This window comes from Archangium sp. (assembly GCF_057119385.1).
Genome location: NZ_DBNGVP010000075.1, coordinates 1 through 25,993, shown reverse-complemented (window position 1 = coordinate 25,993; position 25,993 = coordinate 1). Strand labels below are relative to the sequence as shown.

General features: G+C 70.5%; 13 protein-coding genes. 9 read left to right on the top strand and 4 right to left on the bottom strand.

From position 1 onward, the window contains the following. Genes AC16DP_RS17750 through AC16DP_RS17740 form a run of 3 tightly spaced genes read right to left on the bottom strand, consistent with a single transcriptional unit; the run spans position 1 to position 13,280 of the window. Positions 1-2,619, bottom strand: coding sequence for a MupA/Atu3671 family FMN-dependent luciferase-like monooxygenase (locus AC16DP_RS17750; RefSeq protein ID WP_329729314.1), 2,619 nt, complete (start codon positions 2,617-2,619; stop codon positions 1-3). Then, on the bottom strand, positions 2,616-6,590 hold the full coding sequence (locus tag AC16DP_RS17745; protein ID WP_329729313.1) for a non-ribosomal peptide synthetase: 3,975 nt from the start codon (positions 6,588-6,590) through the stop codon (positions 2,616-2,618). The genes AC16DP_RS17750 and AC16DP_RS17745 overlap by 4 nt, the downstream gene beginning before the upstream one ends. A gap of 24 nt (positions 6,591-6,614) precedes the next feature. After that, positions 6,615-13,280 carry a type I polyketide synthase gene (locus tag AC16DP_RS17740; RefSeq protein WP_329729312.1) on the bottom strand — a complete coding sequence of 2,222 codons (6,666 nt, stop codon included), beginning with the start codon at positions 13,278-13,280 and terminating at the stop codon, positions 6,615-6,617. 125 nt (positions 13,281-13,405) lie between these two features. On the opposite strand from AC16DP_RS17740, the gene AC16DP_RS17735 reads away from it, so the two are divergent. The 4 genes from AC16DP_RS17735 (at position 13,406) to AC16DP_RS17720 (ending at position 18,567) form a co-directional block, all read left to right on the top strand. Next, positions 13,406-14,776, top strand: a complete 1,371-nt coding sequence (locus tag AC16DP_RS17735; RefSeq protein ID WP_329729311.1) for a cytochrome P450 — start codon at positions 13,406-13,408, stop codon at positions 14,774-14,776. 9 nt (positions 14,777-14,785) lie between these two features. Next, positions 14,786-15,634 carry an MBL fold metallo-hydrolase gene (locus AC16DP_RS17730; RefSeq protein ID WP_329729310.1) on the top strand — a complete coding sequence of 283 codons (849 nt, stop codon included), beginning with the start codon at positions 14,786-14,788 and terminating at the stop codon, positions 15,632-15,634. A 195-nt stretch (positions 15,635-15,829) separates the two neighbouring features. Then, on the top strand, positions 15,830-16,819 hold the full coding sequence (locus AC16DP_RS17725) for a D-alanine--D-alanine ligase (RefSeq protein ID WP_329729309.1): 990 nt from the start codon (positions 15,830-15,832) through the stop codon (positions 16,817-16,819). 230 nt (positions 16,820-17,049) lie between these two features. Beyond that, on the top strand, positions 17,050-18,567 hold the full coding sequence (locus AC16DP_RS17720) for a cellulose synthase family protein (RefSeq protein WP_329729308.1): 1,518 nt from the start codon (positions 17,050-17,052) through the stop codon (positions 18,565-18,567). A gap of 58 nt (positions 18,568-18,625) precedes the next feature. Here AC16DP_RS17720 and AC16DP_RS17715 read toward each other — a convergent pair whose 3' ends face one another. Further along, the gene (locus tag AC16DP_RS17715; RefSeq protein WP_329729307.1) at positions 18,626-19,213 is read right to left on the bottom strand and encodes a hypothetical protein; all 588 of its coding nucleotides are present in this window, start codon (positions 19,211-19,213) and stop codon (positions 18,626-18,628) included. Between the two features lie 84 nt (positions 19,214-19,297). On the opposite strand from AC16DP_RS17715, the gene AC16DP_RS17710 reads away from it, so the two are divergent. The 5 genes from AC16DP_RS17710 to AC16DP_RS17690 form a co-directional block, all read left to right on the top strand. After that, a complete protein-coding gene (locus tag AC16DP_RS17710) occupies positions 19,298-20,302 on the top strand; it encodes a PEGA domain-containing protein (protein WP_329729306.1) in 1,005 nt (334 codons plus the stop codon). A 243-nt stretch (positions 20,303-20,545) separates the two neighbouring features. Next, the gene (locus AC16DP_RS17705) at positions 20,546-20,875 is read left to right on the top strand and encodes a hypothetical protein (RefSeq protein ID WP_329729305.1); all 330 of its coding nucleotides are present in this window, start codon (positions 20,546-20,548) and stop codon (positions 20,873-20,875) included. Positions 20,876-20,973: 98 nt separating this feature from the next. Next, on the top strand, positions 20,974-22,182 hold the full coding sequence (locus tag AC16DP_RS17700; RefSeq protein ID WP_329729304.1) for a radical SAM protein: 1,209 nt from the start codon (positions 20,974-20,976) through the stop codon (positions 22,180-22,182). A 64-nt stretch (positions 22,183-22,246) separates the two neighbouring features. Further along, complete coding sequence (locus tag AC16DP_RS17695) at positions 22,247-24,394, top strand: glycosyltransferase (protein ID WP_329729303.1); 2,148 nt, start codon at positions 22,247-22,249, stop codon at positions 24,392-24,394. A gap of 127 nt (positions 24,395-24,521) precedes the next feature. Beyond that, positions 24,522-25,993, top strand: a 1,472-nt coding sequence (locus AC16DP_RS17690) for an FG-GAP repeat domain-containing protein (protein ID WP_483956808.1), incomplete at its 3' end; no start/stop codon positions are given.

Sequence of the window (25,993 nt, the reverse complement as noted above, 5' to 3'; positions counted from 1 at the left end):
TCAGTGGATCTCGAAAGTGACCGGGGGCTTCCCGGGGAGCCGTTCGTCCAGGTGCTCGGCCAGGACGCGGCGGGTGCGCAGGGCTTCGTCGTTGGCGAGCTCCTTCAGCTCCGCCAGGTACGTCAGGCCCTCGATGGCATGGGCCTCGGCGACGCCGAAGTCGATGAAGCACGCCAGCTCGTCCGCTCCCGCCTCCATCAGCCGGTCCACCATTGGCAGGCACGAGGTGGGCGTGCCAATCAGCGCGCTCATCCGGTAGTGCTGCTCGAAGGCGAACGTGGCCAGCGAGTCCAGCCACTTCGGATCATCGATGTCCATCTGGATGTCCAGGCTCCGCACGCGCATCTGCTGGAGCCGCAGGTGCGTGCGCAGGTAGTGCGTGAGCGGCCCTCGGACCCGGTCGAGCACCTCGCCGGACTCCCGCCCCACGAACGTGTGCAGCATCACCGACACCGTGCCCGCCGCCGGGTCATGTCCCGCTTTCGCCCGCGCCGCCCGGTAGAGGGCGATCTTCTCCCGAACCTCGTCCACCGGCTGCGAGGCCAGTGACGTCAGCACGTTCACGCCCAGCTCGCCCGCCTTCTCGAAGAGCTCCGGGTTGCCGGGGCAGGTGAGCCAGATGGGCAGCTCGGGCTGGACCGGCCGGGGGAAGGTGCGCAGCTGGACCTCGTTGCCCGCTCCGTCCCGCGTGGCCACGGCGCCTCCGCGCCAGAGCTCCCGCACCTGTTCCAGCGAGCGGAACAGCACTTCGCGCTTGCCCTCGAAGTGGTCCGGGGCCAGCGCGAAGTCGTTGGGCATCCAGCCGGACGTCACCGCCAGACCCACCCGGCCCTTCGACAGGTTGTCGATGACCGACCACTCCTCCGCCACCCGGAAGGGACTGTGCAGCGGCAGCACGACGCTGCCCGAGCGCAGGCCGATGCGCTCGGTGAGGGTGCTCAGCGCGGCGCTCAGCACCGAGGGGTTCGGGTAGAGCCCGCCGTGCTCGTCGAAGTGGCGCTCGGGCGTCCAGATGGCCGTGAAGCCGTTGCGGTCCGCGAACCGCGCTCCGTCGAGGTAGAGGCGGTACTTGTCGCTCGTGCCAGCGCCCTCGTTGGCGAAGAAGAAGAGGCCGAAGCCGGGTTTCTTCCGGGCTCCGGTGGCCGGACGCACGGGCTCCACGCGGGCCACCAGTGCGCCAGAGCCGGGCGTGCTCGCATCGGGAACCACGGACACCCTCGCCACCGCCGGGTGCCTCGCGAGTACGGCCTGGACCTCGGCCGCTCCGAAGCGGGTGCCCCCCGTGATGGCGCCCGCCACGCGGTTCTCCGGCATCTTCGGGGGCGGAGAGAGCGCGGAAGGCTCCTGCTCGGCCCGGAGCGCCAGCTCTTCCAGGAGCGTCCCGAGGTGCGCGGCGGCATGCGCCACCGCCGTGGAGGCGAGCTGTCCGGGGTCGTAGTGGAACCGCAGCTCCAGCCGGGGTCCCTGCTCGGCGTGGACGACGAGCGGAGCGGGGAGGGCCGTCATCTCCCGGGTGAGGCCGTGGAAGCCGAGGCTCCGGGCGAGGGGCCCCAGGGCTTCGTCCTCGGTGCCGGTGGTGAGGATGCTGTCGAAGAGCGGCAGGTCCTCCGGGGGGACCTCGAGCCAGCTCTGGAACTGGGAGGGCGCGAAGTAATCGGAGGCGTGCCGCTCGGCGTGCTCGGCCTGGAGGCCCCGGAGCCAGCGCAGCAGCGTGCCGCGTGAGGGCACCTGAATCCGCCGAGGAACGAGCGTGGAGAAGCGCCCCACCAGTGGACCGCCGCCGGTCAGTGCGGCCGGGAGCCCGTGTGTGAAGGTGCCGAAGAGCAGATCATCCCTCTGGCCCTGCTGCTGAAGGAGCACCGCCCAGGCGGCCTGGAGGAGCGTGGAGAGCTCCAACGTGTGCTGCCGCAGGAACGCCTGCACGTGGGCGGTGGCCGTGGGACTCAGGAGGAACCTCTGCATCAACCCCTCTCCCTCTGGGAGAGGGCCGGGGTGAGGGTCTTCCCGCCGTGTCACCCGCCAGGCCTCGGGAATCCGCGAGCACCGAGCACCCTGGAGCGGCTCCCGGGCCCGCCGTTCCGCTGCCTGTGCGTCCTGTTGCTCGAACCACGCCATGAAGTCGCGGTGGGGCCGGCTCTTGCCGAGCACCGGCTCACTCCCCTCACGGGCGGCGCGGTAGAGCAGGAACAGCTCGTGGAGGCACACCCGCGCCGAGTCCTCATCGAGCACGAGCGGGTGGTACGTGAGGACGACCGTGCCCATGCCGGGCGTGTCCCGCAGCACCGTGACGCGGAGCAGGGGAGCGTTCGCGGGATTCATGTCCCGCCGCCGGTCCTCCTCGAGGAACGCCGCGAGCGGGCCCGTCCGCTGCTCCAGGCGGGGCTCGACCTTCTCGCGCACCACCTGCACGGGCTCGTTCATGCCCTGGGCGAAGAAGGCGGTGCGCAGGGCGGTGTGGCGGACGAGCAACTGGCGCAGGGCGGACGCGAGGGCCGTCTCGTCCAGCCCGTGGCGGAAGCTCCAGTGAAGCTGGGCGGGACGGGCCTCGGACGCCGAGGCCCGGGAGAGGAGCTCCCGCTGCACGGGCGAGAGCCGGTAGACATCCTGGACGTTCTTCATGGGAGGGCGGCCTGCAGGTGGCGGGCGAGCTCGGCCACGAGGGGCTCGGTCATGATGGAGTAGTGGTCCCCCGGCATCTGGACGAGCTGGGGCGGCTGTTGCGTCAAGGTGTCCCAGCCTCCCATCGGTCCCGAGGCCGCCGCGAGCGCGCCGTCCTCCGGGCGGATGAGGAGAATGGGCGCGGGGTGGCCCCTGGTGGGCACGTACTCCTGGAAGGCGCGGGCATGGGCCCGGTAGACGCCGAAGCGCGCACGCAGCACCTCCGGGCCCACGCCGGGAGGCAGCGCACCCACGCTCCGGGCCCGCTCTCCCAGCAGGGCGAGCCGTGCCTCGGCATCGAGCGGCGCGAGCTCCTCGGCGGACAGCGTGAGCTCGTGTCCCGCGATGCGGCCCAGCTCCATCGCGAAGCCTGGCAGCAGCGTCGTGTCATCGAGTCGCGCGGGTCCGGCTCCGGGCTGGAGCCTGGGCACCCAGCTGTCGATGAGCACCACCTGCTCCACGCGCTGCCCCTGACGTAGCAGCTCACGCGCCATCTCGAAGACGACGAGGCCGCCCATGGACCAGCCCGCGAGGGAGTAGGGGCCCTCGGGTTGCACCTTGCGCAGGACCTCGAGGTAGGCCGATGCCATGGCCTGGAGCGAGGTGAAGGGCTCGCGGTGGCCATCGAGCCCCGGGGCCTCGAGCCCGTAGAGGGGCTGCTCCGTCCCCAGCCGCCGGGAGAGCGGCACGTAACAGAGCGCGCTGCCGCCAATGGGGTGCACACAGAAGAGGGGCCGCCGCTTGCCCTTCGTCTGGATGGGCACGAGCGGCGTCCAGTCCGTGCTGGCCGAGGGCTCCTGGCGCAGCAGCTCGGCGAGCCGCTCGACGGTGGGGTGCGTGAAGAGCACGGAGAGGGGCAGCGTGCGGCCCAGCCGCTTGGACACCTGGGACAGCAGGCTCATCGCGAGGATCGAGTGCCCGCCCAGCGCGAAGAAGCTCTGGTCGATGCCCACCGGCCGCACGTTCAACAGCTCCTCCCAGAGCTCGACGAGCCGCAGCTCCACGGCGTCACGCGGGGCCATGGGAGGCGTCTCGGGAGCGCCGGTACCCGCGGGCGCGGGCAGGGCCTTGCGGTCCACCTTGCCATTGGGAGACAGCGGCAGGACATCCAGCACCACCACCGCCGAGGGCACCATGTGCGTGGGCAGCCGCTCCGAGAGGAAGCCGCGCAGCACCTCGGGCTCCGGCGAGTGGCCCGCGCCCGGCACCACGTAGGCCACCAGCCGCCGGTCTCCCGGGACGTCCTCGCGCGCCACCACCACCGCCTCCTTCACGGTGGGGTGCTCCAGGAGATGGGATTCGATCTCCCCCGTCTCGATGCGGAAGCCGCGGATCTTCACCTGGTGGTCGGCGCGGCCGAGGAACTCGATGCGGCCATCCGGCAGGTAGCGGGCGATGTCGCCCGTGCGGTACATGCGCTCGCCCGGCTCGCGGCCGAAGGGATTGGGGAGGAAGCGCTCCGCGGTGAGCTCCGGCCGGTGGAGGTAGCCCACCGCGAGCCCGTCTCCGCCGATGTACAGCTCACCGGGCACGCCCATGGGCACGGGCTGGAGCTGCCCGTCCAGCAGGTACACCTGGGTGTTGGCGATGGGCCGGCCGATGGAGACGGTGCGCTCCACCTGTCCCGGCTCCTTCATCACGTAGCAGGTGGTGAAGGTGGCGCTCTCCGTGGGCCCGTAGCCGTTGATGACCAGGCCCCCGCGCGAGAGCCGCTCCCTCACCCGGCCCGGAGGAATCACGTCACCCCCGGCGAGCACCTGTCGCACGGAGTCCAGGGCCTCGGGGTGGTACGCCACCATCTGGTCGAAGAGGGGCGCCGTCAGCCACAGCGTCGTCACCGCGTAGCGCTTCAGCACTCCGCCCAGCTCCTCGAGCGAGTGCATGTGCGGAGGGCACACCGCGAGCTTCGCGCCGTGCAGCAGGCCGCCGAAGAGCTCGAAGGCCGAGGTGTCGAAGGAGATGGGCGACAGCAGGAGGAAGGTCTCCTGGGGCCCGGTCTCGAAGTAGCCGGTGTCCATGGCCATGCGCATCACTCCCCGGTGGGGCACGCACACGCCCTTGGGCCGTCCCGTCGAGCCCGAGGTGTACATGACGTACGCGAGGTCCATGGGGCCGGTGCCCACGGACGGCGGTGGCTCCGCGTGCAGTGCGGCGAGCGTCTCGCGGTCCTCGTCCATGAGCACCCGCCGCTCGCTCCCCGAGGGCAGCAGCTCCGCCAGGGAGCGCTGGGTGACGAGCACGGAGACGCGGGCCTGGTCCAGCATGAAGGCCAGTCGCTCGCGCGGGTAGGCCGGGTCCAGGGGCAGCCAGGCTCCGCCCGCCTTGAGGATGCCGAGCACGCCCACCACCGTCTCCGCCGAGCGCTCCAGGCACAGTCCGACGATGGCGCCCCGCCCCACGCCGAGCGAGCGCAGGTGCCACGCGAGCTGGTTGGCGCGCCGGTCCAGCTCCCGGTACGTCAGGCGTGCGTCTTCGGCTTCCACCGCCACGGCCTCGGGCGTCCGCGCCACCTGGGCCTCGAAGACCTCGTGCAGGCAGGCGTCGCGCGGGAAGGGCCGCGTGGTGTCGTTCCACTCCACCAGTAGATGGCGCCGCTCCTCCTCCGTCACCAGGGGCAGTTCGCACAGCCGCCGCTCCGGATGGGCGACCATGCCCTCCAGGAGCACGCGCAGGTGCCCGAGCATCCGGTCGACGGTGGCGGTGTCGAAGCGGCCCGTGTCGTGGACGAGCTGCAACTCCAGCGTCTCGGCCAGGTCCGCCATGAGCGTGAGGGGATGGCCCGTCCGGGGGTCCGCGTAGCCGATGCCATCCAGCGTTACCTTGCCTCCGGCGAAGGGGGGAAGCTTCGGCATCGGCCCGCTGTGGATGGCGATGACGCTCTGGAACAGCGGCTGTCCTCGCGGCACCTGCCCGAGCCCCTGCACCTCCACCAGCGAGAGCTGATCATGCCGGCGCGCGGCGAGCTGCTCCGCCTGGAGCTGCTTGAGCCACGGGACGAGCCGGGCCTCGGGGGGCACCGCCGTGCGCAGCACCAGCGTGTTGATGACGAGCCCCAGCATCGTCTCGGAGCCGGGGAGGGACGGAGAGCGGCTGGACGTCACGTTGCCGAAGGCCACGTCGCGCTCGCCGCTGTAGCGGGAGAGCAGCAGGGCCCAGGCCCCCTGCACGAGCGTGCCCGGCGTGAGCTGATGCTGGCGGGCGAGCGCCGCGACCCGCTCCATCGTGGTCACGGGCAGGCGGATGGTGCGGGCGGCATACGTCGCGTCCGCCTGGCTCGGCAGCTCGGCGCCCCGGTCCACCCAGAAGGGCGTGGGCGCGGTGAAGCCCTGGAGCGCCTGCCGCCAGTACTGCTCGGACTCGGCGCGGTCGCGCTTGGATTGCCAGGCAATGAAGTCCCGGAAGGGGCGCACCGGCTCCAGCTCCGGCTCGCGGCCCTGTGAGAGCGCGTCGTAGTGCTGGGCGAGCTCGCGCAGGCACAGCGGCAGCGACCACCCGTCGAGCAGCAGGTGGTGGTAGCTCCACAGGCACCGGTACAGCTCCGGCCCGAGCCGCAGCACGGCGAAGCGCATGAGCGGCGCCGCGGTGAGGGTGAAGCCCTTCTGGCGATCGGTGGCGAGCAGGGCGTTCCACTTCGCCTCCTGCTCGCGCTCCGGCAGGTCCTGCCAGTCCTGTTGCTCCCAGGGCACCTTCACCTCGCGGCGCACGGCCTGGATGGGTTCGGCGAGGCCCTCCCAGAAGAAGGCGGTGCGCAGCACGGCATGGCGCTCCACCATCCGTTGCAGGGACTGGCGCAACAGCGCGGCATCGAGCGGCCCGCGCCACAGCCAGTACACCTGCTCCACGTAGGTGCCTCCCCGGGGCGAGTAGAGACTGTGGAACAGCATGCCCTGCTGCATCGGCGAGAGCCGGTAGACATCATCGACGTTCTTCATGGCGTCCTCGGGGATGCGGTGCGGTCACTCGCCGGACTGGTCGGCCTGCTCGAGCAGCAGGGCGAGGGTGTCCATCTGGGCCTCGTCCAACCGGGCCAGGGGGAAGTCGGAGGCGGTGAGGGCGGCGCGGGTGTTCGGGTCCTCGGCGCACAGCGCGCGCAGCGCACCGAGCACGTCCGTGGCGAGCCGCTCCACGTCCGCGTCCCGGCAGGCGCCTTGCGCGTAGGTGCAGTGCAGGTGGAGCCGGCCACCGGACAGCGAGCCCTCGAGCACCAGCGCGTGGTCATCCGGTGGTCGCTGGCTGGAGAGCCCTTCCGGAAGCTCCTCGTCCGACAGCCGGAGCTCCACGTCGGCCTGGGGGCGAGCCCCGCCCGCGGGGAGCTGGCGGACCTGCTCCTTGATGGCCTTGAGGAGCGAGACCTCGTCAGCGCCCTCGGGCGTCTCGAGCCGCAGCGGCCAGCTCACGTCGAAGCAGCCCACGGTGCGCGAGCAGTCGATGCCCTCGAACGCGCCGCGCCCGTCACGGGTGAAGTCGACGAGGTGCGTGCGTCCCTTCGTCCATGCGGGGAGCGCCCGGGCCAGTCCCATGAGCAGGGCCTCGCCGAGGTCGGCGCGCCAGGCGCTCGTGAGCTTCTCCCGGAGCGCTCGCGTCTCCTCCACGGACAGGGACACCGTGTGCTCGCGCAGGGGTCCTCGCGCGGTGCGCTCCACGGGGAGGCGCGTGAGGTTGTCCCGGGACGGGGCCTCGGTGCTCCGGGAAGCGGCGGTCTCGGCCAGACGCTCCGCCCAGCGCTTGAAGGAGGCCGTCTTCGGGCGTGGGCTCTCGCCGTCCTTGCGCCGCAGGGCTTCCTTCAGGTCCTCGGACAGGATGCGCCACGAGGCCGTGTCGAGCACGAGCGCGTGGCCCGCCAGCAGGAGGCGGTCCTCTCGCCCCGGGCGGTGGGCGAGCGACGCCACCAGCAGCGTTCCCTGATTCGGGTCGAGCCGCGTCTGGAGGTTCGTCTCGTCACCCCCCATCAGGAGCGGCACGGCCGTGCCCGGGGGCATGCCCTCCTGCTTCCAGCCCGAGTCCTCGCGGACGAAGCGGTGGCGGAGCGCATCGTGCTGCGTGAGCACCTCCGCGAGCGCCTTCTCCAGGCGGGGAATCTCGATGCTCCCCGGAAGGTCGAGCCCCAGCACCCGGCTCGCTCCGGCGGGCGGCGGCGGGTCCTCTCCGAGGAGGCGGTGCTGCGCGGGAGTGAGGGGCACGGGGCCCACCACGGGACCCTGGAGCGTCAGCATTCCCTCCAGCACCCGGGCGAGCTGCGCGATGGTCGAGCTCTGGAAGAACTGCTCCGGGTTGAGCTGGAGCCCCTGCCGGCTGCCCCGGGCCATGATCTGGATGGCCATGACGGAGTCGCCGCCGAGCTCGAAGAAGTCATCGTGGACGCCGATGCCCTCGATGCCCAGCACCTCCTGCCACGCCGCGGCGAGCTTCTGCTCCAGCTCGTTGCGAGGCGCCTCGTAAGCCGTCTTGAGGCCCGGCCGGGGCTGGAGCCCGCTGCTCTCCGTGCGTGAACCGCCCACGGCCTCGGCGATGCGCTCGCGGACGACCTCGTCGGTGCGCTCCTGGGTGGCCCGCAGATCCCTCACCGAGACCACCACCTGCGGCATCACCCGCGCCGCCAGCAGCCGCTCGAGCGCGGCCACGCCTTCGTGCGGGAGGATTTCCTGCCGCTCGCCCTCGGGCCGCCCCGTGCCGGACACGGGCTCCTGCTCCGAGGTGGCCAGTGCCCGCAGTTCCGCGGCGGGGTCGTTCACCCGCTTCTGCGTCAGCCGCTCCACCTCGGCGACCACGTGGCCTTGCTCGTCCATGAGCACGGCCTCGAAGACGAGCGTCTCGCCATCGGAGCCCGCCTGCTCCAGGAAGCGCGCGTGGGCGTGGATGCGCCGCGGAATGGGCCCGAGGAAGCGCAGGCGTCCGTAGCCGAACGGCAGGTAGAAGCCGTGCTCGGCGAGGAAGCTCTTCGCCATGCCGGAGGTCCGGTCCATGAGCGAGGGGTGGAAGTGCATCCGCTCGAAGTCGGCGGAGAACTCCGGCTGGAGCTCCAGGGTGACGAGCAGCTCGCCCTGGCCCACGTGGAGCTGGCGGACGCTGCGCCACCGGGGCCCGAGGTCCTCCTCGTACTCGGCCTCGAAGGAGGCGGGCGTGTGGCCGCACCGGCGGCGGATGGCGTCCACGTCGAGCACCCGCGGCTCCGGAGCCTGGATGAACCGGGCGTGACCGGTGGCATGCGCGGTGGCCTTGCCGGAGCCGTCCTTCGGCTGCGAGCGCGCGACCCAGCGGTAGTCCTCGCCCTCCTTGTCGATGACGAGCCGGACCTCGCGCGTCTCGCCGTCCGGTACGCGCAGCGGGAAGAGGAAGAAGGTGTCCACCAGCTCGAGCGTCCTGCCTTGGGCCCTCTCCGCGAGCGCGGCGCGGACCAGCTCGAACCAGGCGACGCCGGGGACGGTGGGGACGCCGACGATGCGGTGCTCGTCCACGACCCAGCGCGAGGGGCCATTGCCGATGTCGCTGGCGAAGACGAGGCGCTCCGGCGTGTCCACGAGGCAGCGGTGGAGGAGGGGATGGTCGAGCACGCGGACCGGCTCGTCCTCGCGGGAGCCCTTGCGCGCGGCCATGCCCACCTCGTCCCAGGCGCCCCAGTTCACCGCCACCGCGTGGATGCCGGTGCGCGCGTGCCAGGAGCGCAGGAAGGCATCCAGGAAGGTGTTGGCCGCCGTGTAGTCCACCTGCCCGAGCCGGCCGACGACGGAGGACAGCGAGGAGCAGGCCACGAGGAAGTCGGGCTGGAGGCCCTCGATGGCGGCCGCGAGCACCTGCGTGCCCTTCACCTTGGGGGCCAGCACGGCGGCGGCGGCCTCGGGCGTCTTGAGCTGGATGAGGCCTCCGCCCGGAACGCCCGCCGCGTGGATGACGCCATGGAGCGCACCGAAACGCTCCCGGGCCGCCGCGACGGCGCCGCGCATCGCCTCCAGAGCGGTGACGTCCGCGCGGCACACGAGCACCTCCGCGCCCAGCTCCTCGAGCCGCTGGACGGCGCGGATCCTCCGGCGCGTCTCCTCCTGGCCGGGAGCGTCCAGGAGCCGGGGCCACTCCTCGCGCGGAGGGAGCCCGGTGCGGCTGGTGAGCACGAGCCGGGCCTTCACCTTGGAGGCGAGCGCCTCGGCGAGCGAGAGCCCCATGCCGCCGAAGCCACCGGTGATGAGGTAGACGCCACGCTCGCGCAGGGGCGGTGTTCCCGCGTCGATGCGGAGCGGCTCGAAGTCCTGCACCCACCGGCGGTTGTTGCGCCAGGCGACCACCGGCGCCTCGGAATCGGAGGAGGCCTCCGCCGCCAGCAACCCGGCGAGCCGAGCGAAGTGGAGGCTGTCCGCGGGAGGCAGCGAGACGTCCACGCTCCGGCAGCGGAGGCTGGGGTATTCGCGGGGGATGACGCGGACGGGGCCGAGCACCGTGGCCTGCTCGGGCCACACGAGATCTCCCCCGGTGACCTCCTGCATGCCGTTGGTCACGGTCATCAGGTGCACCGGGCGCTCCAGGCCCTGGCTCCCGAGCGCCTGGGCCAGCATCAACAGGCCGTGGAAGGAGCGGGAGAGCACGTCCTCGGAGGAGACGCCGGTGGCCTCGGGCGTGAGGCCGAAGAGGTGGAGGATGCGCTCGGGGGCGCGACCCTCGGTGCGCAGCTCCGAGAGCAGGGCGGCATGGGCCTCGCGAGTGGGGGCCAGCTCGAAGGTGTCCGCGCCCGTGCGCCGGAAGGCACGTCCCAGCTGGGCCTCGACGACCTCCGCGCCCTGTTTCCGCAGGTGTTCGGCGATGCGCGCACCGAGCCCGGCTCCATCCTTGAGCAGCAGCCAGGCCGTGGGCTTCGCGCCCGCCGTGGGCTTCGGAGTGGCCGGGGGCACCGACTCCTTCCAGACCGGGAGGTAGAACCAGCTCGACAGGTCCGTGCGCTTCTCGAGCGAACCCACCGGAGCGGAGTGAGAGGCGCGGAGCTCGACCCAGTGGCGCTGGCGCTCGAAGGGGTAGGTGGGCAGCGGCACGCGCTGGCGCTTCTCCGCGGAGAAGAGACCCGGAGCGGCCACGCCGTGCAGCCAGAGCTGGCCCACGGTGCGCAGCAGGTGCTCCACGTCCGAGGTGCGCTGCTCATCGGGAGCCGGCAGGCAGCTGAGCACCGCCGTGTCCGGCTTCTTGCGCGGGTGCCACCGAGCGAGCGTGCGCAGCGCACGCCCCGGACCCACCTCGAGCAGGAGGGCCTTGTCCTCCTTCAGCAGCTCATCCAGTCCATCGGCGAAGCGCACGGGACGGCGCAGGTGCTCGGCCCAGTAGCCCGGGTCCATGGCCTGCTCGGCGGAGAGCCACGTGCCCGTGGTGCCGGACAGGAAGCGGAGCGTGGGCGCATTCCGCTTCACCCGTGCCACGGCCTCGCGGAAGGGGGCCACGGCGGAGTCCACCCGGGCGCAGTGGAAGGCATGGGACGTATGCAGCCGCCGGCACGTCACCGCGCGCTCCGAGAGCCGCCGCTCCAGCGCGTCGATGGCCTCAATGGCGCCCGCGGCGACGCACGAGGACGGGCCATTCACCGCGGCGATCTCCAACCCGGCGCCGAGCAGCGGCAACAGCTCGTGCTCGGGGAGCTGGACGGAGAGCATGGCGCCCGGAGGACACGCCTGCAGCAGGCGGCCCCGGAGCGCGACGAGGTCCAGCGCGTCCTCCAGCGAGAACACACCAGCGAGGCACGCGGCGACGAGCTCGCCCACGCTGTGCCCGATCATCGCGTCCGGCCGCAGGCCCCACGACTCGAGCAGCTTCGCCAGCGCGTACTCGACGGCGAAGAGGGCCGGTTGGGCGAGGGCGGTCTGCTCCAGCCGCTTCGCCGCGTGGGCGTCGTTCCGGTCCGCGGGGAAGAGCACCGGGCGCAGGTCCAGGTCATGGCGCCGGCGCAGGGAGTCGAGGCAGCGGTCCAGCGTCTCGCGGAAGACGGGCTCGGAGACGTGGAGGTCCGCGGCCATCCCCAGATGCTGGGAGCCCTGGCCGGGGAACATGAACACCAGCGAGCGGCGGACGGGCTCCTGCACGCGGGAGAGGACCTGTCCAGGATGGAGGCTCTCGAGCGCCGCGATGGCATCCGAGGCGTCACGGCACACCACGAACCGGCGGTGGTCGAAGGTCCGCCGGCCCACGGCGAGCGTGTACGCCACGTCCGCGAGCGACAGGCCGGGGTTCTGCTTCAGGTGCCAGGCGAGCCGGGCGGTCATGGCCTCCAGGGCCACGTCCGAGCGGGCCGACAACTGGAGGAGCTGGAAGGGACGCGAGGGCGCGGGAGCCGCATGCGCCGGAGCCTCCTCGAGGACCACGTGTGCGTTGGTGCCGCCGAGGCCGAAGGCGCTCACACCGGCGCGCCGGGGGGAGGGCGCATCCCAGTCACGCAGGCGCGCGTTGACGTAGAAGGGGCTGGAGTCGAGGCCGAGCTCCGGGTTGGGAGCCTCGAAGTGGAGGCTGGGCGGGAGGCGCCGGTGCTGGAGCGCGAGGGTGGTCTTGATGAGCCCGGCGACACCAGCGGCGGTGTCCAGGTGGCCGAGGTTGGTCTTCACCGAGCCGAGCGCGCAGAAGCCCTGGCGCTGGGTGTGGTGGCGGAAGGCCTGGGTGAGCGCCTGGACCTCGATGGGATCGCCAATCGGCGTGCCCGTGCCATGGGCCTCGACATAGGAGATGGAGTCGGGAGACACGCCCGCGAGGGCCTGGGCCATGGAGATGACCTCGGCCTGGCCCTCGACGCTCGGGGCGGTGTAGCCGACCTTGGAGGCGCCATCGTTGTTGAGGGCGCCGCCGCGGATGACGGCGTGGATGGTGTCGCCATCGGCGAGCGCGTCCGCGAGCCGCTTGAGCAGCACCACGCCCGCGCCGCTGCTGGGGACGGTGCCTTGCGCCCTGGCATCGAAGGCGCGGCAGTGTCCGTCCGGAGAGCCGATGCCTCGCTCGTTGTAGAGGTAGCCGGTGCGCTGGGGGAGGGGGAGCGAGACGCCACCGGCCAGCGCCATGTCGCACTGGTGGCTGAGCAGCGACTGGCAGGCGAGCACCACGGAGACGAGCGACGTGGAGCACGCGGTCTGCACGGAGATGCTCGGGCCCTTGAGGTCGAGCTTGTACGCGGTGCGCGTGGCCAGGTGGTCGTTCTTGTTGTGGAGGATGGCCTGGAACGCGTTCGCCGTGCCCACCAGCCGTCCGGCGGGGGCGAGGTGGTGGAGCAGGTAGCTGTTGGCTCCGGCGCCAGCGAAGACGCCGATGGGGCCCGCGTAGGCCGCGGGGTCATACCCGGCGCGCTCGAAGGCTTCCCAGGCGCACTCCAGGAACACGCGCTGCTGCGGGTCGGTGAGCTCGGCCTCGCGCGGGGAGAAGCCGAAGAAGCGCGCGTCGAAGCGCTCGATGCCCTCCAGCACGCCCCGCGCCTTCACGTAGCGTGAATCGCCCAGCTCCGCCGGGTCGATGGCGGCGCGCTCCAGCTCCGCGTCGGAGAAGAAGGAGATGGATTCGATGCCTTCCTGGAGGTTGTGCCAGAACTGCTCCACCGTGGGGGCGCCGGGGAAACGGCAGGCCATGCCGACGATGGCGATTCCTTCGACTTCCAGGGGCTGCTGCTCGGTGCTCATGCCGCTTCTTGTAGCATCCGCTTATCGGGTAAATCCCGTGGAAATGAACATGACATCACCTTCAACTTTGAATGGCGCGGCGTGTTAAGCCGCGCGGCGCGTACGCGCGGAGGGAGACGCACGTGATGACGGGAACGCGAGAGGCCCCGGGGCCGAAGGGGCACTGGTTCTGGGGGAGTCTGCGTGAGCGGCGCGGCGAGTCCCTCGGGTTCCTCGTGCGGATGCACCGCGAGTACGGCGACGTGGTGCAGTGGAGGATGGGGCCGGTGAACCGGGTGGTGTCGCTGGTGAACCCGGAGCACGTGAAGCACGTGCTCGTGGAGAACGTGGGCCGGTACTGGAAGGGCTTCGGGGGGCAGCGGCTGAGCACCATGCTGGGCAACGGCCTGCTGACGAGCGAGGGCCCCTTCTGGATGAGGCAGCGGCGGCTCGCGCAGCCCGCCTTCCACCGCGAGCGGTTGATGCGGATGGTGGGGATGATGGCGGAGGAGGTGGAGCGCATGGTGGAGCGGTGGACCGCGCGGCCCGACACCTCCGCGCCGGTGGAGATGGCGGACGAGATGGCGAGGACGACGCTCTCCATCGCGAGCCGGGCGCTCTTCTCCACGCAGGTGCTGGGCGAGGCGGACCGTGTCCTGCCCTCGCTGACGGTGGGGCAGCAGGTGGTGAACGCGCGGGTGCTCTCGCTGCTGCCGCTGCCGCTCTCCCTGCCCACGCCGGCCAACCGGGCGTTCCTCCGGGCGCGCCAGACGCTCGACTCGGTCATCTTCGGCATCATCGCGCGGCGCCGCCGGGGGGAGACGGAGGGGCAGGACTTGCTGGCGATGCTGATGGAGGCGCAGGACGCGGAGACGGGCGAGCGGATGACGGACGCGCAGCTGCGCGACGAGCTGATGACGCTCTTCATCGCGGGCTACGAGACGACGGCCAACACGCTGACGTGGACGTGGTACCTGCTGTCCCAGCATCCCGAGGTGGAGGAGCGGGCGCGCGACGAGGTGGCCCGGGTGCTCGGAGAGCGCGAGGCGGAGCCCGAGGACATTCCGAAGCTGCGCTACCTCGCGCAGGTGCTCGAGGAGAGCATGCGCCTGTATCCACCGGCCTGGGTCATCGTGCGGCAGGCGCGGGAGGACGACGTGCTGGATGGCATCCGCATCCCGGCGGATCCGCGCCTCATGGTGGCCGTGTCACCGTATGTGATTCACCGCCAGCCCCGGTTCTGGCCGGAGCCGGAGCGGTTCGATCCGGAGCGCTTCTCCCCCGAGCGCGTGGCGGAGCGGCCGAAGCTCGTGTACCTGCCATTCGGCGCGGGCCAGCGCCACTGCATCGGCAGCCACTTCGCGATGATGGAGATGGTGCTGGTGCTCGCGGGGGTGTTGCGGCGCTTCCGGCCGAGGCTGGTGCCCGGGCGGATTGTCGAGCTGGAGCCACTGGTGGCGCTCCGGCCCAAGGGCGGGCTGCCCATGTTGCTGGAGCCCGCGCGGGCCACCGGTTAGCCTCGCGGGATGCTCACCGAGGTCAGCGCGGGGCCCTATACGGTTCGAGGCATTTCGGTCGGCGGCGTGTACACGTCGCTGCAGGTGCCGGAGCTTGGCGTGGTGCTCGACGCCGGAGTGCCCATCCGTTCCTTCGCGGGCACGGACCGCATCTTCCTGAGCCACGGCCACTCGGACCATGCGAGCGCGCTCGGCTCGCTGCTCGGCATCCGCACGCTCATCGGCAAGGGGCCGCCGCAGGTGTTCCTGCCCGCGGAGATCGAAGCGCCCGTGCGCGAGGCGCTCGCGGTGCAGGGCCGGCTGCACCGGACCGAGACCGACATCGAGACCGTGCCGATGCACCCGGGGGACACGCATCACCTGGGGCACGGGCTGTGGGTGCGCGCCTTCCGCACGCATCACATGGTGCCCTCGCTCTGCTACCAGTTCTACCGCCGCGTCTCGAAGCTCAAGCCCGAGTACCAGGGCCTGCCCCCGGCGGAGATCGGCCGGCGGCGCCAGGCGGGTGAGCCCCTCTTCGACGAGGTGGACCGTCTCGAGCTGGCCTATGCCACCGACACGCTCTCGCACGTGCTGGAGACCGCGCCCTCGCTGCTCGACTGCCGGGTGCTCATCCTGGAGTGCACGTTCATCGACGCGAAGCGCACGGTGCAGGACGCGCAGGAGCGGCTGCACATCCACCTGGATGAGATTCTCGCGCGGGCGGAGGATTTCAAGAACGAGGCCCTGGTGCTGATGCACTTCAGCCAGGCCTACAGCCCCGACGAGGTGCACGCCGTGATTCAGGCGCGTGCTCCCGAGAGCCTGCGCGACAAGCTGCGCGTCTTCGCCCCCACGTCGGGACGCTGGTTCGGGTGAACAGCGGAGAGGAGCGTGGTCCGAGGGCCACGGCGTGGTCTTCCGGACACGCTCGCTCCGTGTGTGTTCCCGCTCTCCGTGTCTCGAAGTGCCCGGGAAGACGGCACTTTCGAGCAGCCGGGCGAGCACGCGGGCACGCACGGGCCGCTGGCATCCCGTGTGCTCTAGTCCCTGGACAAGGAGGAATCCAAGGTCATGGGCAAGCGCGTCGGTGTTCTGATGGGGGGTTGGGGCGAGGAGCGGGAGATTTCGTTGAAGACGGGTGAGGCGGTGGTGGCGGCCCTCGAGTCCCGCGGCCACACGGTGAGCCGCATCTTCGCCGGCCCCGGGCTGGACCGCGCGCTGCGCTCGGCCGAGCTCGACGTGGCCTTCCTCGCGCTCCACGGCCGCATGGGCGAGGACGGCAAGGTGCAGGGCCTCCTGGAGCTGATGGGGCTGCCGTACACGGGCTCGGGCGTGCTGGCCTCCGCGCTCGCCATGAACAAGCCCATGGCCAAGAAGCTCTTCCGCCTGCACAACCTCCCCACGCCCATGGGCTACCGCCTCGGCCGCGCCGACATTTCGCGCGCCCTGGAGATTCACGGCGACCTCGGCTTCCCCTGCGTGGTGAAGCCCGCGTGTGGTGGCTCCTCGGTGGGCCTCTCCGTGGTGCGCGAGCCCGAGGCGCTCGCCGCCGCCGTGGCCCAGGCCTGCCGCTTCGGCGGCGAGGCCCTCGTGGAGCGCATGGCGCGCGGCCGCGAGGTGACGGTGGGCATCCTCGGCGAGGAGGTGCTCGGCACTTGTGAGATCGCCACCCCGCGCGAGGGCTTCGACTACGACGCCAAGTACAAGGGCGGCTCGCGCTACTTCCTCCCCGCGCGCCTGTCCCCCACGCGCGTGGCCAACGTGGAGGCGCTCGCGCTCGCCGCCTACCGCGCCCTGGGCTGCCGCGGCTACGGCCGGGTGGATCTCATCTGCTCGGAGGATGAGAATGACGTCATCCTCGAGGTGAACACGCTGCCCGGCATGACGCCCGTCAGCCTGCTGCCGAAGATTGCGGCCCAAAAGGGGCTCGACTTCCCCGCGCTGGTGGAGCACATCCTGTCGCTCGCCACGCGCGACGAGGTGGACGTGTCCGAGGCGCCGCTGGCCCCGGAACCGCCCTCCGCGGCGCCCGTCGCGGTGGCCCAGCGCGCCGCCAGTTGAGGCCTCTCCGCGGGGGCTGCTTCGGACAACCATTTGACAGTCACCTGACGCGTCCCTATTGTCCGGCGCTCGTTATGACCCGGTAAAGACAAACCCTTGTCTTTCCGGGCACATACGTGGCGGGGGGCCCCGAGGGACCGAGTGCGGCGGTCTGCGAGGGTCGGTCTTTCAAACTCCGCCGAGCAGGGTAAGGACCGCGGCGACTTCACCCGCGGGAGGGGCCAGGTCAGATGACCACCGTCGAGATCATCTTCTTGGGCGTGTACTTCAGCGTCCTGTGCGTGCTGGCGGTCTACGGATCGCACCGCTACCGGATGGCGTATCTGTACTACCGCCACAAGTTCCGCCTGCCCACGCCCAAGGGCGTGTTGCCGGCCATGCCGCGGGTCACCATCCAGCTGCCCATCTTCAACGAGATGTACGTGGTGGAGCGCCTGGTGGAGTCGGTGTGCCGCATCGACTACCCGCGCGAGCTGCTGGAGATCCAGGTGCTGGACGACTCCACGGACGAGACGTGCGGCATCGCCCGCGCGTGCGTGGAGCGCCACCGGCAGAAGGGCCACGACATCGTCTACATCCACCGCGAGAACCGCTCGGGCTTCAAGGCGGGCGCGCTGGAGAACGGCCTGAAGACGGCCACGGGCGAGTACATCGCGGTGTTCGACGCGGACTTCGTGCCCAGCCCGGACTTCCTGCTGCGCACGGTGCCCTTCTTCGCCGACGCCAAGGTGGGCATGGTGCAGGTGCGCTGGGGCCACCTCAACCGTGAGTTCTCCATCCTCACGCAGGCCCAGAGCATCTTCCTGGACGGCCACTTCATCATCGAGCACACCGCGCGCAACCGCGCCGGCTGCTTCTTCAACTTCAACGGCACGGCCGGCATCTGGCGGCGCGTGACCATCTCCGACGCGGGCGGCTGGCAGCACGACACGCTCACCGAGGACCTGGACCTGAGCTACCGCGCCCAGGTGAAGGGCTGGCAGTTCGTCTTCCTGCCCGAGGTCATCTCCCCGGCCGAGCTGCCGGTGGACATGAACGCCTTCAAGAGCCAGCAGCACCGCTGGGCCAAGGGCTCCATCCAGACGGCGCGCAAGCTGCTGCCGATGATCCTCAAGAGCGACCTGCCCTTCGCCGTGAAGCGCGAGGCCTTCTTCCACCTCACCAACAACATGGCCTACCTGTTGATGGTGCTGCTCAGCGCGCTCATGCCGCTGTCCATGGTGGTGCGCTTCCAGCACGGCCTGTACGGCACGCTCTTCCTGGACCTGCCCTTCTTCATCAGCGCCACCGCCAGCGTCTGCGTCTTCTACGTGGCCGCCCAGCGCGAGCAGGGCGCCAAGGGCTGGGACCGCTTCAAGTACCTGCCCTTCATCATGAGCCTGGGCATCGGCATGGCCATCAGCAACGCCAAGGCCGTGATCGAGGCGCTCCTGGGCCAGCAGTCCGCCTTCGCTCGTACCCCGAAGACCGGCGCCGAGGGCAAGAAGGTCACCGCCATCAAGAAGAGCTACCGCGGCAGCAAGACCCTGCTGCCGCTCATCGAGCTCGGCTTCGCCACCTACTTCATGGGTGCGCTCTGGTTCGCCATCGACAAGCGCATCTGGGGCTCGGTGCCCTTCATCTTCCTGTTCCTCGCCGGCTTCCTGTACGTCGGCCTCTCCAGCCTCCTGGAGGGCCGCCTGAAGGTCTCCGAGTCCGCTCCCGCGCCCGTCGCGGTGTCCGAGGAGCAGACGCGCCGCGCCGCGTAGTGGGAACCGGGGTGGGGAAGACCCTCACCCCGACCCTCTCCCAGGGGGAGAGGGAGTTTCAGCGCCCGGACGTTCCTCCGTCTCCGGCCGTGGTCCCCGCGTCCGGGACGCCCGCGTCCACCCCGCCCGCGTCGGGGACTCCCGCATCGGGTGTGCTCCTCAGCAGCCGCTGCTCCTTCCACACCGGCTGCGGACCGCTGGGCGCCGGGCGGCAGTCCTCGTCGATGGCCGTGGACGCGATGGAGCGCAGCGTCAGGCCCTTCTCGTCACACACCACGGCTCGCGTCGGGAAGCGCACCGGGCAGGCCACGCCCCCGGTGGTGAACGTGGTGGAGCGCGTCTCGCCCACGAAGCCGTCCGGCGTGCGGTTCAGCACGATGCTCACCGTGGTGCCCCCATCCGTGTGGGTCTCCGCGCCCGGCCGGGTGCGCGCCAGTGTCAGCGTCAACTTGCTCCCGTCATCCTCGCCCAGGTAGCGGAACGCGGGGTTCTCCGCGTGGTGGTACTCGCCTGCCTGGTTCTTCTCGCACCCGGGGGGCACCTGGATGGGGGGCGCCGCCGGGGGCGGGGCGGGGGTCCGGGCCGGGCAGGCCGTGAGGGCGGCCGCGAGGCCACCCGCTGCGATCCATTGAATCTTTCGGGACATGGGGGCGGATCTTCCCCCAACCCGCCCCCGGGGTGGACTCCTGTTTGACCCCTTTGTCGTGACTCTCTAACCTTTGTCCCCGCCATGCTCCTGCGCTGCGCCTTCCTGATCGCGTTGCTCCTGTGCCTCGCCGCGCCGTCCTCCTACGCGCAGGGGATGGATGATCTGCTCGCGCCCCTGGCGCCCTCCTCCGGGAAGAAGGGCAAGGGGAAGACGACCCAGCGCCGCCCGCCCAAGGAGGCCAAGAAGAAGCCCACGAAGGCCACCAAGGCCGGCAAGGGGGCCAAGGGCAAGAAGGGCAAGGGCGCCAAGGCCGCGGAGCCCGAGGAGCAGGAGCCGGAGCAGGCCGAGGGCGCTGATCTCCTCGCGCCCCTCGTCAAGAAGACCGAGCTGCTCGTGAAGCTGGGGGGCACCTCCTCGCGCGGGGCACGCTTCTATCTGGACGAGCAGGAGATGGGCGCGATGCCCAAGGGCCCCATCGAGGTGGCCCCCGGTGACCACGTCGTCGCCGTGCGCAAGTCCGGCTACCGCGACTTCTCCCGCCGCATCACCGCCAAGGAGGGCGAGCTCACCGAGCTGAGCGTGCTGCTCGAGCCCACCTCGGGCTTCGTCTCCGTGAAGGCCGATGTCGAGGGCGCGCGCGTGCTCATCAACGGCGATGACAAGGGCATGGCCCCGCTGGAGAACCTCATGCTCCCGGCCGGCTCCTACGAGATCGTCGTCCAGCGCGAGGGTTTCCGGTCCGAGTCGCAGCGCATCGCCGTCCGCGCCGGCAAGGAGTACACGGTCGACGTGAACCTGCGTCCGGATGCCCTCGCGCAGACCGACAAGCCGAAGGCGCCGAACCTCACGCCGTCCCTCACCGAGCCCTCGCCGCTCACGCCGCAGCCGGCCCCGGCCGTGGCCTCGGCGAGCCCGCTCACCAGCCGCTGGTACTTCTGGGCCGGCGTGGGCGCCGTGGTCACCGCCGCCGCCGTCGGTACGGTGATGGCCACCTCGCAGCAGCCCCTGGACCCCAACAAGGTCTGCGGTGGCACCTGCGATGGCGTCATCAACCGCCCCGCCGGTGGCGGGTTGTTCCAGTTCTGAATCCCCCTCTCCATCGGGGAGGCGTATTCGCTGCTCGAGCGAAGGTTCGAGCCGGCTGGAGCGCCGCAAGCGCCGGGGCAAGTCGAAGCGCGTGAAGCCGTGAGGGCCCGGCATGTGCGCGCGGCTGTTGCCTCGGAAGCAACAAAGACAGTCATCGGTGATGCCTTGAAGACAACCATACCGGGCGTTGACAATCATTCACTGTCAATGTTTCAATTCATTTGCAGCACACCGGAGGCAGACATGAAAAAGGATGCGAAGCAGTATCTCCAGTACCTGACCGCGCTGTCGGTTTCCCTCTCTCCGCTGGCGATGCCGGCGACGGCCGTGGCGAGCACCCAGGAGGACACCCTGGCGCTCTCGTCCGCCGCTTCCGAGAAGCTCGTCTCGGCCGCGGACATGGTCGCTTCCCGTGACACCTCGGGCGGTATCCAGGGCGTGGCCTGGGCCTACCAGGCCTGGCCGGAGAGCACCTGGACGCAGATCATCCTCCCGCCCAAGGGCACCTTCGTGGCGCAGCAGGCCGAGGGCTCCTTCGCGGATCTCCTCGACGAGGTCGCGCGCGAGGACTGAGCGTCCCGCGTGAACCCTCTGTGGTAACGGACCCCGCTCCTCGTGGCCTTGCCTGGAGCCGGGGTCTTCCTCCTGGAACCTCCCGCCCTGGATTGGTCATGACCCGAGCCGTGACGCGCTTCGTGCAATTCGTCGTCAAGGTTTCCAAGTTCTGCAACCTCCGCTGCAAATATTGTTACGAATTCGAGGAGCTGGGCAGACGGGAGGCCATGTCTCGGGAACAGCTCCTGCGGATGTATCAGCACATCCACGACTATTACGTGGAGAAGGATCGCGAGCAGGGGCAGCGCACGGAAATCCGTTTCATCTGGCACGGCGGCGAGCCCCTGCTCCTCGAGCCCGCCTTCTATTGGCAGACCTTCCAGGACCAGCGGGAGCTCTTCGGAGATCGCCTGGGTCTGGCCAACATCGTCCAGACCAACCTCACGGTGCTCGACGAGGAGCGGATCCGCCTGTTGAAGGAGGGATTCAGCCAGGTGGGCGTGTCCGTGGACCTCTTCGGTGGGCTGCGCGTCAACATCGGTGGCAGGGAATCACAGCCCAAGGTTCTCGAGAACATGGAGGTGCTGCGCCAGGCCGGGGTCCGCTTCGCCTGCATCACCGTGCTGACGAAGAAGAACCTGTCCCGCGTGAAGGAGATCTTCCGCTTCTACGAGAAGTCCGGCCTCGGCTTCCGGCTGCTGCCCCTCTTCGACGGCGCCTTCGATGACCAGCACGAGGCCTATGATGTCTCCACCCAGGAAATCCTGGAGGCCTATCAGACGGCCGTGGACCTGTGGATGCAGAGCGACGGCTTCGTCGGCGCCAACCCCATCTCGGATCACATCCAGGTCGTCCTCGGTTACCTCGCCCAGAACACGCCGCCCAGGTATTTCAACAAGCGGGAGTGGACCCCCACCCTGCTCGTGAACACCAACGGGGACTGCTACAACTACGGGGACCCGTACGGACAGCCCGCGTGGTGTCTCGGGAACATCTTCACCACCCCGCTGGGGGACATCCTCACCAGTGAGAACGCGGAGAAGTCCATTCGCGCCCTGGAAGCACGCCTGGCCTACAACTGCACACGCTGCAAGTATTTCGGGAGCTGCGACGGCTACCCCATCGCCGAGGACCACTCGAATTGCCGCGAGGTGTCCCCGGAGGGCATCCGCGTGTGTGTGTTGGAGAAGTCGCTCTTCGGGCACATCGAGCGGCGCATCCGCGAGGCGGGTCTGGTCGACGAGTCCGGGCGTCTGGCCGTCGGCGCGGAACAGGCCCGGCGGTTGGGCATGCGCGAGGGCCGGCAGCAGAGCGAGGTCTACTGAGTCCTCGTCCACCTCCATGAGCCCAGCCCCGCGCTCGCTGCGCTGTCACCTGCGGTGCCGAACGATGTCCCGGGAGGAGCTGCGGCGCGTCTATGCCGCCCTGGCCGGGTGGTGCGCCCGCTCCCCAGAGCCCGTGCGGCTCGAGCTCGTCTGGGACGGCGCGGAGCCGCTCCTGCTGGAGCCGGAGTTCTACTGGAGGACGCTGGAGGATCAGCACACGCTGCTGGGCGGCGCGGGCGAGCGCCACAACATCCTCCGGACTCCGCTCACCGTCCTCGACGAGCCCCGGCTGGAGGTGCTGCGTCATGGCTTCGATGAGGTCCGGGTCTCCGTCGAGCTCTTCGGCGGGCCGGGCGTGGACGGCTCGGGCGCACAGTCCCAGAAGATCACCCTGGCGAACATGGATCGCCTGTCGCGCGAGGGCATCGCCTTCGAGTGCGTGGCCGGGCTGACGCGCCAGACGCGGCCCCACCTGCGCAAGCTGTACCGGTTCTTCGAGCGCGCGGGGCTCGGCTGGCACCTCGAGCCGCTCACGGCCGGGGCAGGGGAGGGACAGTCCTCGGAGCATGCGCTCTCGGAGGAGGAGACCGCCGCCGCCTTGCGTGAGCTGGCGGACCTCTGGCTGGAGGGTCGGGAGAGCGTGGCCGTGCACCCCCTGCTCGCGGCGATGCGGGAGGTGCTGGGGCTCGAGCCGTGGCCCTCGCCGTCCGTCCTCTTCGTCGAGGTGCACGGCGTGGGTCCTCGCTTCGAGCAGTCGCTGCACGAGCCGTTGGCCGCTGGCGGGACATGTCCCTCGCTGCTCCAGCACCTTCGTCAGCATCTGGAGCGGCTGCCCCCCGGCCAGCGCGGGCTCCTTCGTGAGAGGTATGCGCCCTCCGCGCCTCCGGCCACCGGGGAAGTCGCGGGCACTCGGAAGCGGAGGGCGGGCGCCACGGAGCGGTTGCGCATCCTCCTCCTCCCGCACCAACTCGGGGCGGAGACGTCCAGCGAGCTCCAGCGCTTGCGGCTGCACGCCTCGGTCGACGTCCTTCCCATTCCCGATGCGAAGCACCTGTTGCTCGCGGAGTCGCCGGGCGTGGTGCTGGAGGACTGTCTGCGGATGGCGGAGGCCGCTCCGAAGGGCCACGACGTCGTCCTGGCGCAGTCCACGGGTGGATTCCTCTGGCGCGCCGTCTTCCGCCTGGCCGGGCGGGAGGAGCCCTTCGCGCTCATTCCCCACTTCAATCACTTCCGGGTGGGGACGTCCTTCGCGATGCTGTTGTCCTCCCAGTTCCGCCTTCCGGGAGACCTGCTCTTCGCGGGCTCCCAGGTGGCGGCCGGGCCCTGCTCCTGGTTCGGGGACACGTGCCTCCCCACCTACCCCATGGGCGTGGACCTGCGCCTCTTCCGGAAGCTGCCGGGGACGCGGGCCCGGCTCAAGGCGTCCCTCGGGTTGGAGGCGGAAGCGGCGACGCTGCTCTTCACGGGGCGGCTCGCGCGCGACAAGAGCGTCTGGGAGCTCCTGGACGTCGTCGAGGCCGTGAGCCAGGTCCGGCGTGTCGAGCTCGTCCTCTGCCATGCGAATGATGATTCCGCGTATGCCCGGCGGTGCGAGGAACGTGCACGGCGGATGGGCAACGTGCGGCTCGTGCACAACCCTCCGCCCGGCATCCTCTGCCGCTACTACAACGCCGCGGATCTCTTCGTGACGGCCGCGGTGAGCACCTTCGAGACCTTCGGCCGCTCTCCCATCGAGGCCATGGCTTGCGGCACGCCCCCCGTCGTCGCCGATTACGACGGCTTCCGGGAGGCCGTCACCTCCGCGTGTGGCTTCCTCGTCCCGACACTTCGCCAGGGGCACCAGAAGGCACCGGACGTCGAGGGCTTCACCCGTGCGGTGCTTGAGGCGCTCGGTGACGAGGCCCCGCGCGAGGACAAGGCCCGGCGGGGGCTGGAGCATGCGCGCCGCTTCGATGCCCGGAGCACCCTGCCGGAAGCGCTCCTCGCCCTCCGCGACCACCTGGACGCTCACTCCGCCGAGGCTCCACCACCAAGGGGAGCGGGGATGCGGCTCGCGGGCCTCTCCGGTGCGGTGCGGGAGTTGTGGGGAACGGTGGAGGGCTTACCCGTCCGCGCCCTGCTCGCCCGCTTCTTGTGGAGCCTGCAGGTGCCCATTCCCACGGAAGGTGAAGCGGTGGAGCGGTTCCAGGCCCGGTGGTTCGAGCACTACTGAGGCGGTAGACCGGCTCCGCCCGGTGGCGCACTCGAGCCTGGAGGGGGGCTCACCTCCAGGGTCCTCCCCCCTGGTTCACTCCGGGAAAAGTATTCTAGGCTTCTCTTCACTCATAGTGGGAGAAGTCATGAAGAATCGTTTTCCAAGAGTATGGAGCCAGGGCGCATTCGCGCTGGGCGTGTGGCTCATGGGAGGCCTGTCGGTGTCACAGGCCTTCGCGGGCTCCGCATCCACGGTGGATACCTATTACGGAGCCTTCTCCGCCGAGGAGCCCATCGCGGTGCCCTCCTTCCGGGGGTTGGAGCCGACGCTGCGGCTCGCCTACAGCTCGGCGGGTGGAGGTGGAGCCGCGGGCATCGGCTGGGGCCTGGAGGGCTTCTCCGCCGTGGGCCGGGCCAGCCCCGGCAAGGGGTCTCCCCGCTATGACGGAGCGGATCTCTTCCTGTTGGATGGGCAGGAGCTGGTCCCCTGCGCCGGAGGGAGCACCAGCCCGAGCTGCACGACGGGAGGCACCCACTCGGCGCGCATCGAGAACTATCAGCGCATCAAGTACGACGCCGCGGCCAACACCTGGACGACGTGGAGCAAGGAGGGGACGCGCAGGAACTACGCGCCCATCTTCGAGGCCTGGCAGGGAGGCGCCTGGCTGGGCACGTACCGCTGGGGCCTGAGCAGTGTGACGGACACCTCGGGCAACACCGTCAGCTACGGTTGGTGGTGTGACGGCAGCCCGGCGCTGGACTGCTACCCGGACAGCGTCAGCTACAACGGCACGGGGGTGCGCCTGTACCGGGAGCCGAGGCCGGATCCGGTCACCTTCGCCAATGGCTCCAGCACGCTGGGCGCTACCCGCTACCGGCTCAAGAGCATCCTCGTCACGGCCGCTGGTGGGGTTCCCATCCGGGCCCATGCGCTGACGTATGCGACGGGGAGCACCGGGCGCTCGCTGCTCACGGGCGTCCGGCAGTACGGCCGGGACGTGGTCATCGACGGGGCGGGCACCATCACGGGAGGCACGGCCCTGCCGGCCACCGGCTTCGGCTACTCGGGCGGTTCCGTGGCCTTCCAGTATGGATTCGAGGGCCCGGCCTACTCGGATGCCTCGGGATGGGGTGTCCAGGAGCACTACTCCACGCTCCAGTACCCGGACATCAACGGCGACGGGAAGGCGGACCTGTGTGGCCGGCACAGCGGCGGCATCCAGTGCCACTTCGGCACGGGCACCGGCTTCACCTACGGCTTCGAGGGTCCCCGTTGGGCGAGCGCCCACGGCTGGTGGGCTCCCCAGTACAACTCCACCATCCAGTATCCGGACATCGACGGCGACGGGAAGGCGGACATCTGTGGCCGGCACAGTGGCGGCATCGAGTGCTGGCGCAGCACGGGTACCAGCTTCGTGTATGCCTTCAGCGGGCCGGCGTACACGGACGCATCGGGATGGGGGGCCCAGGAGCACTACTCCACCATCCGCTTCCCGGACGTCAACGGTGACGGGAAGGCGGACCTGTGTGGCCGGCACAGCGGTGGTATCCAGTGCCACCTCAGCACGGGCAACAGCTTCGTCTACGGCTTCGAGGGTCCCGGCTGGGCGAGCGCCCA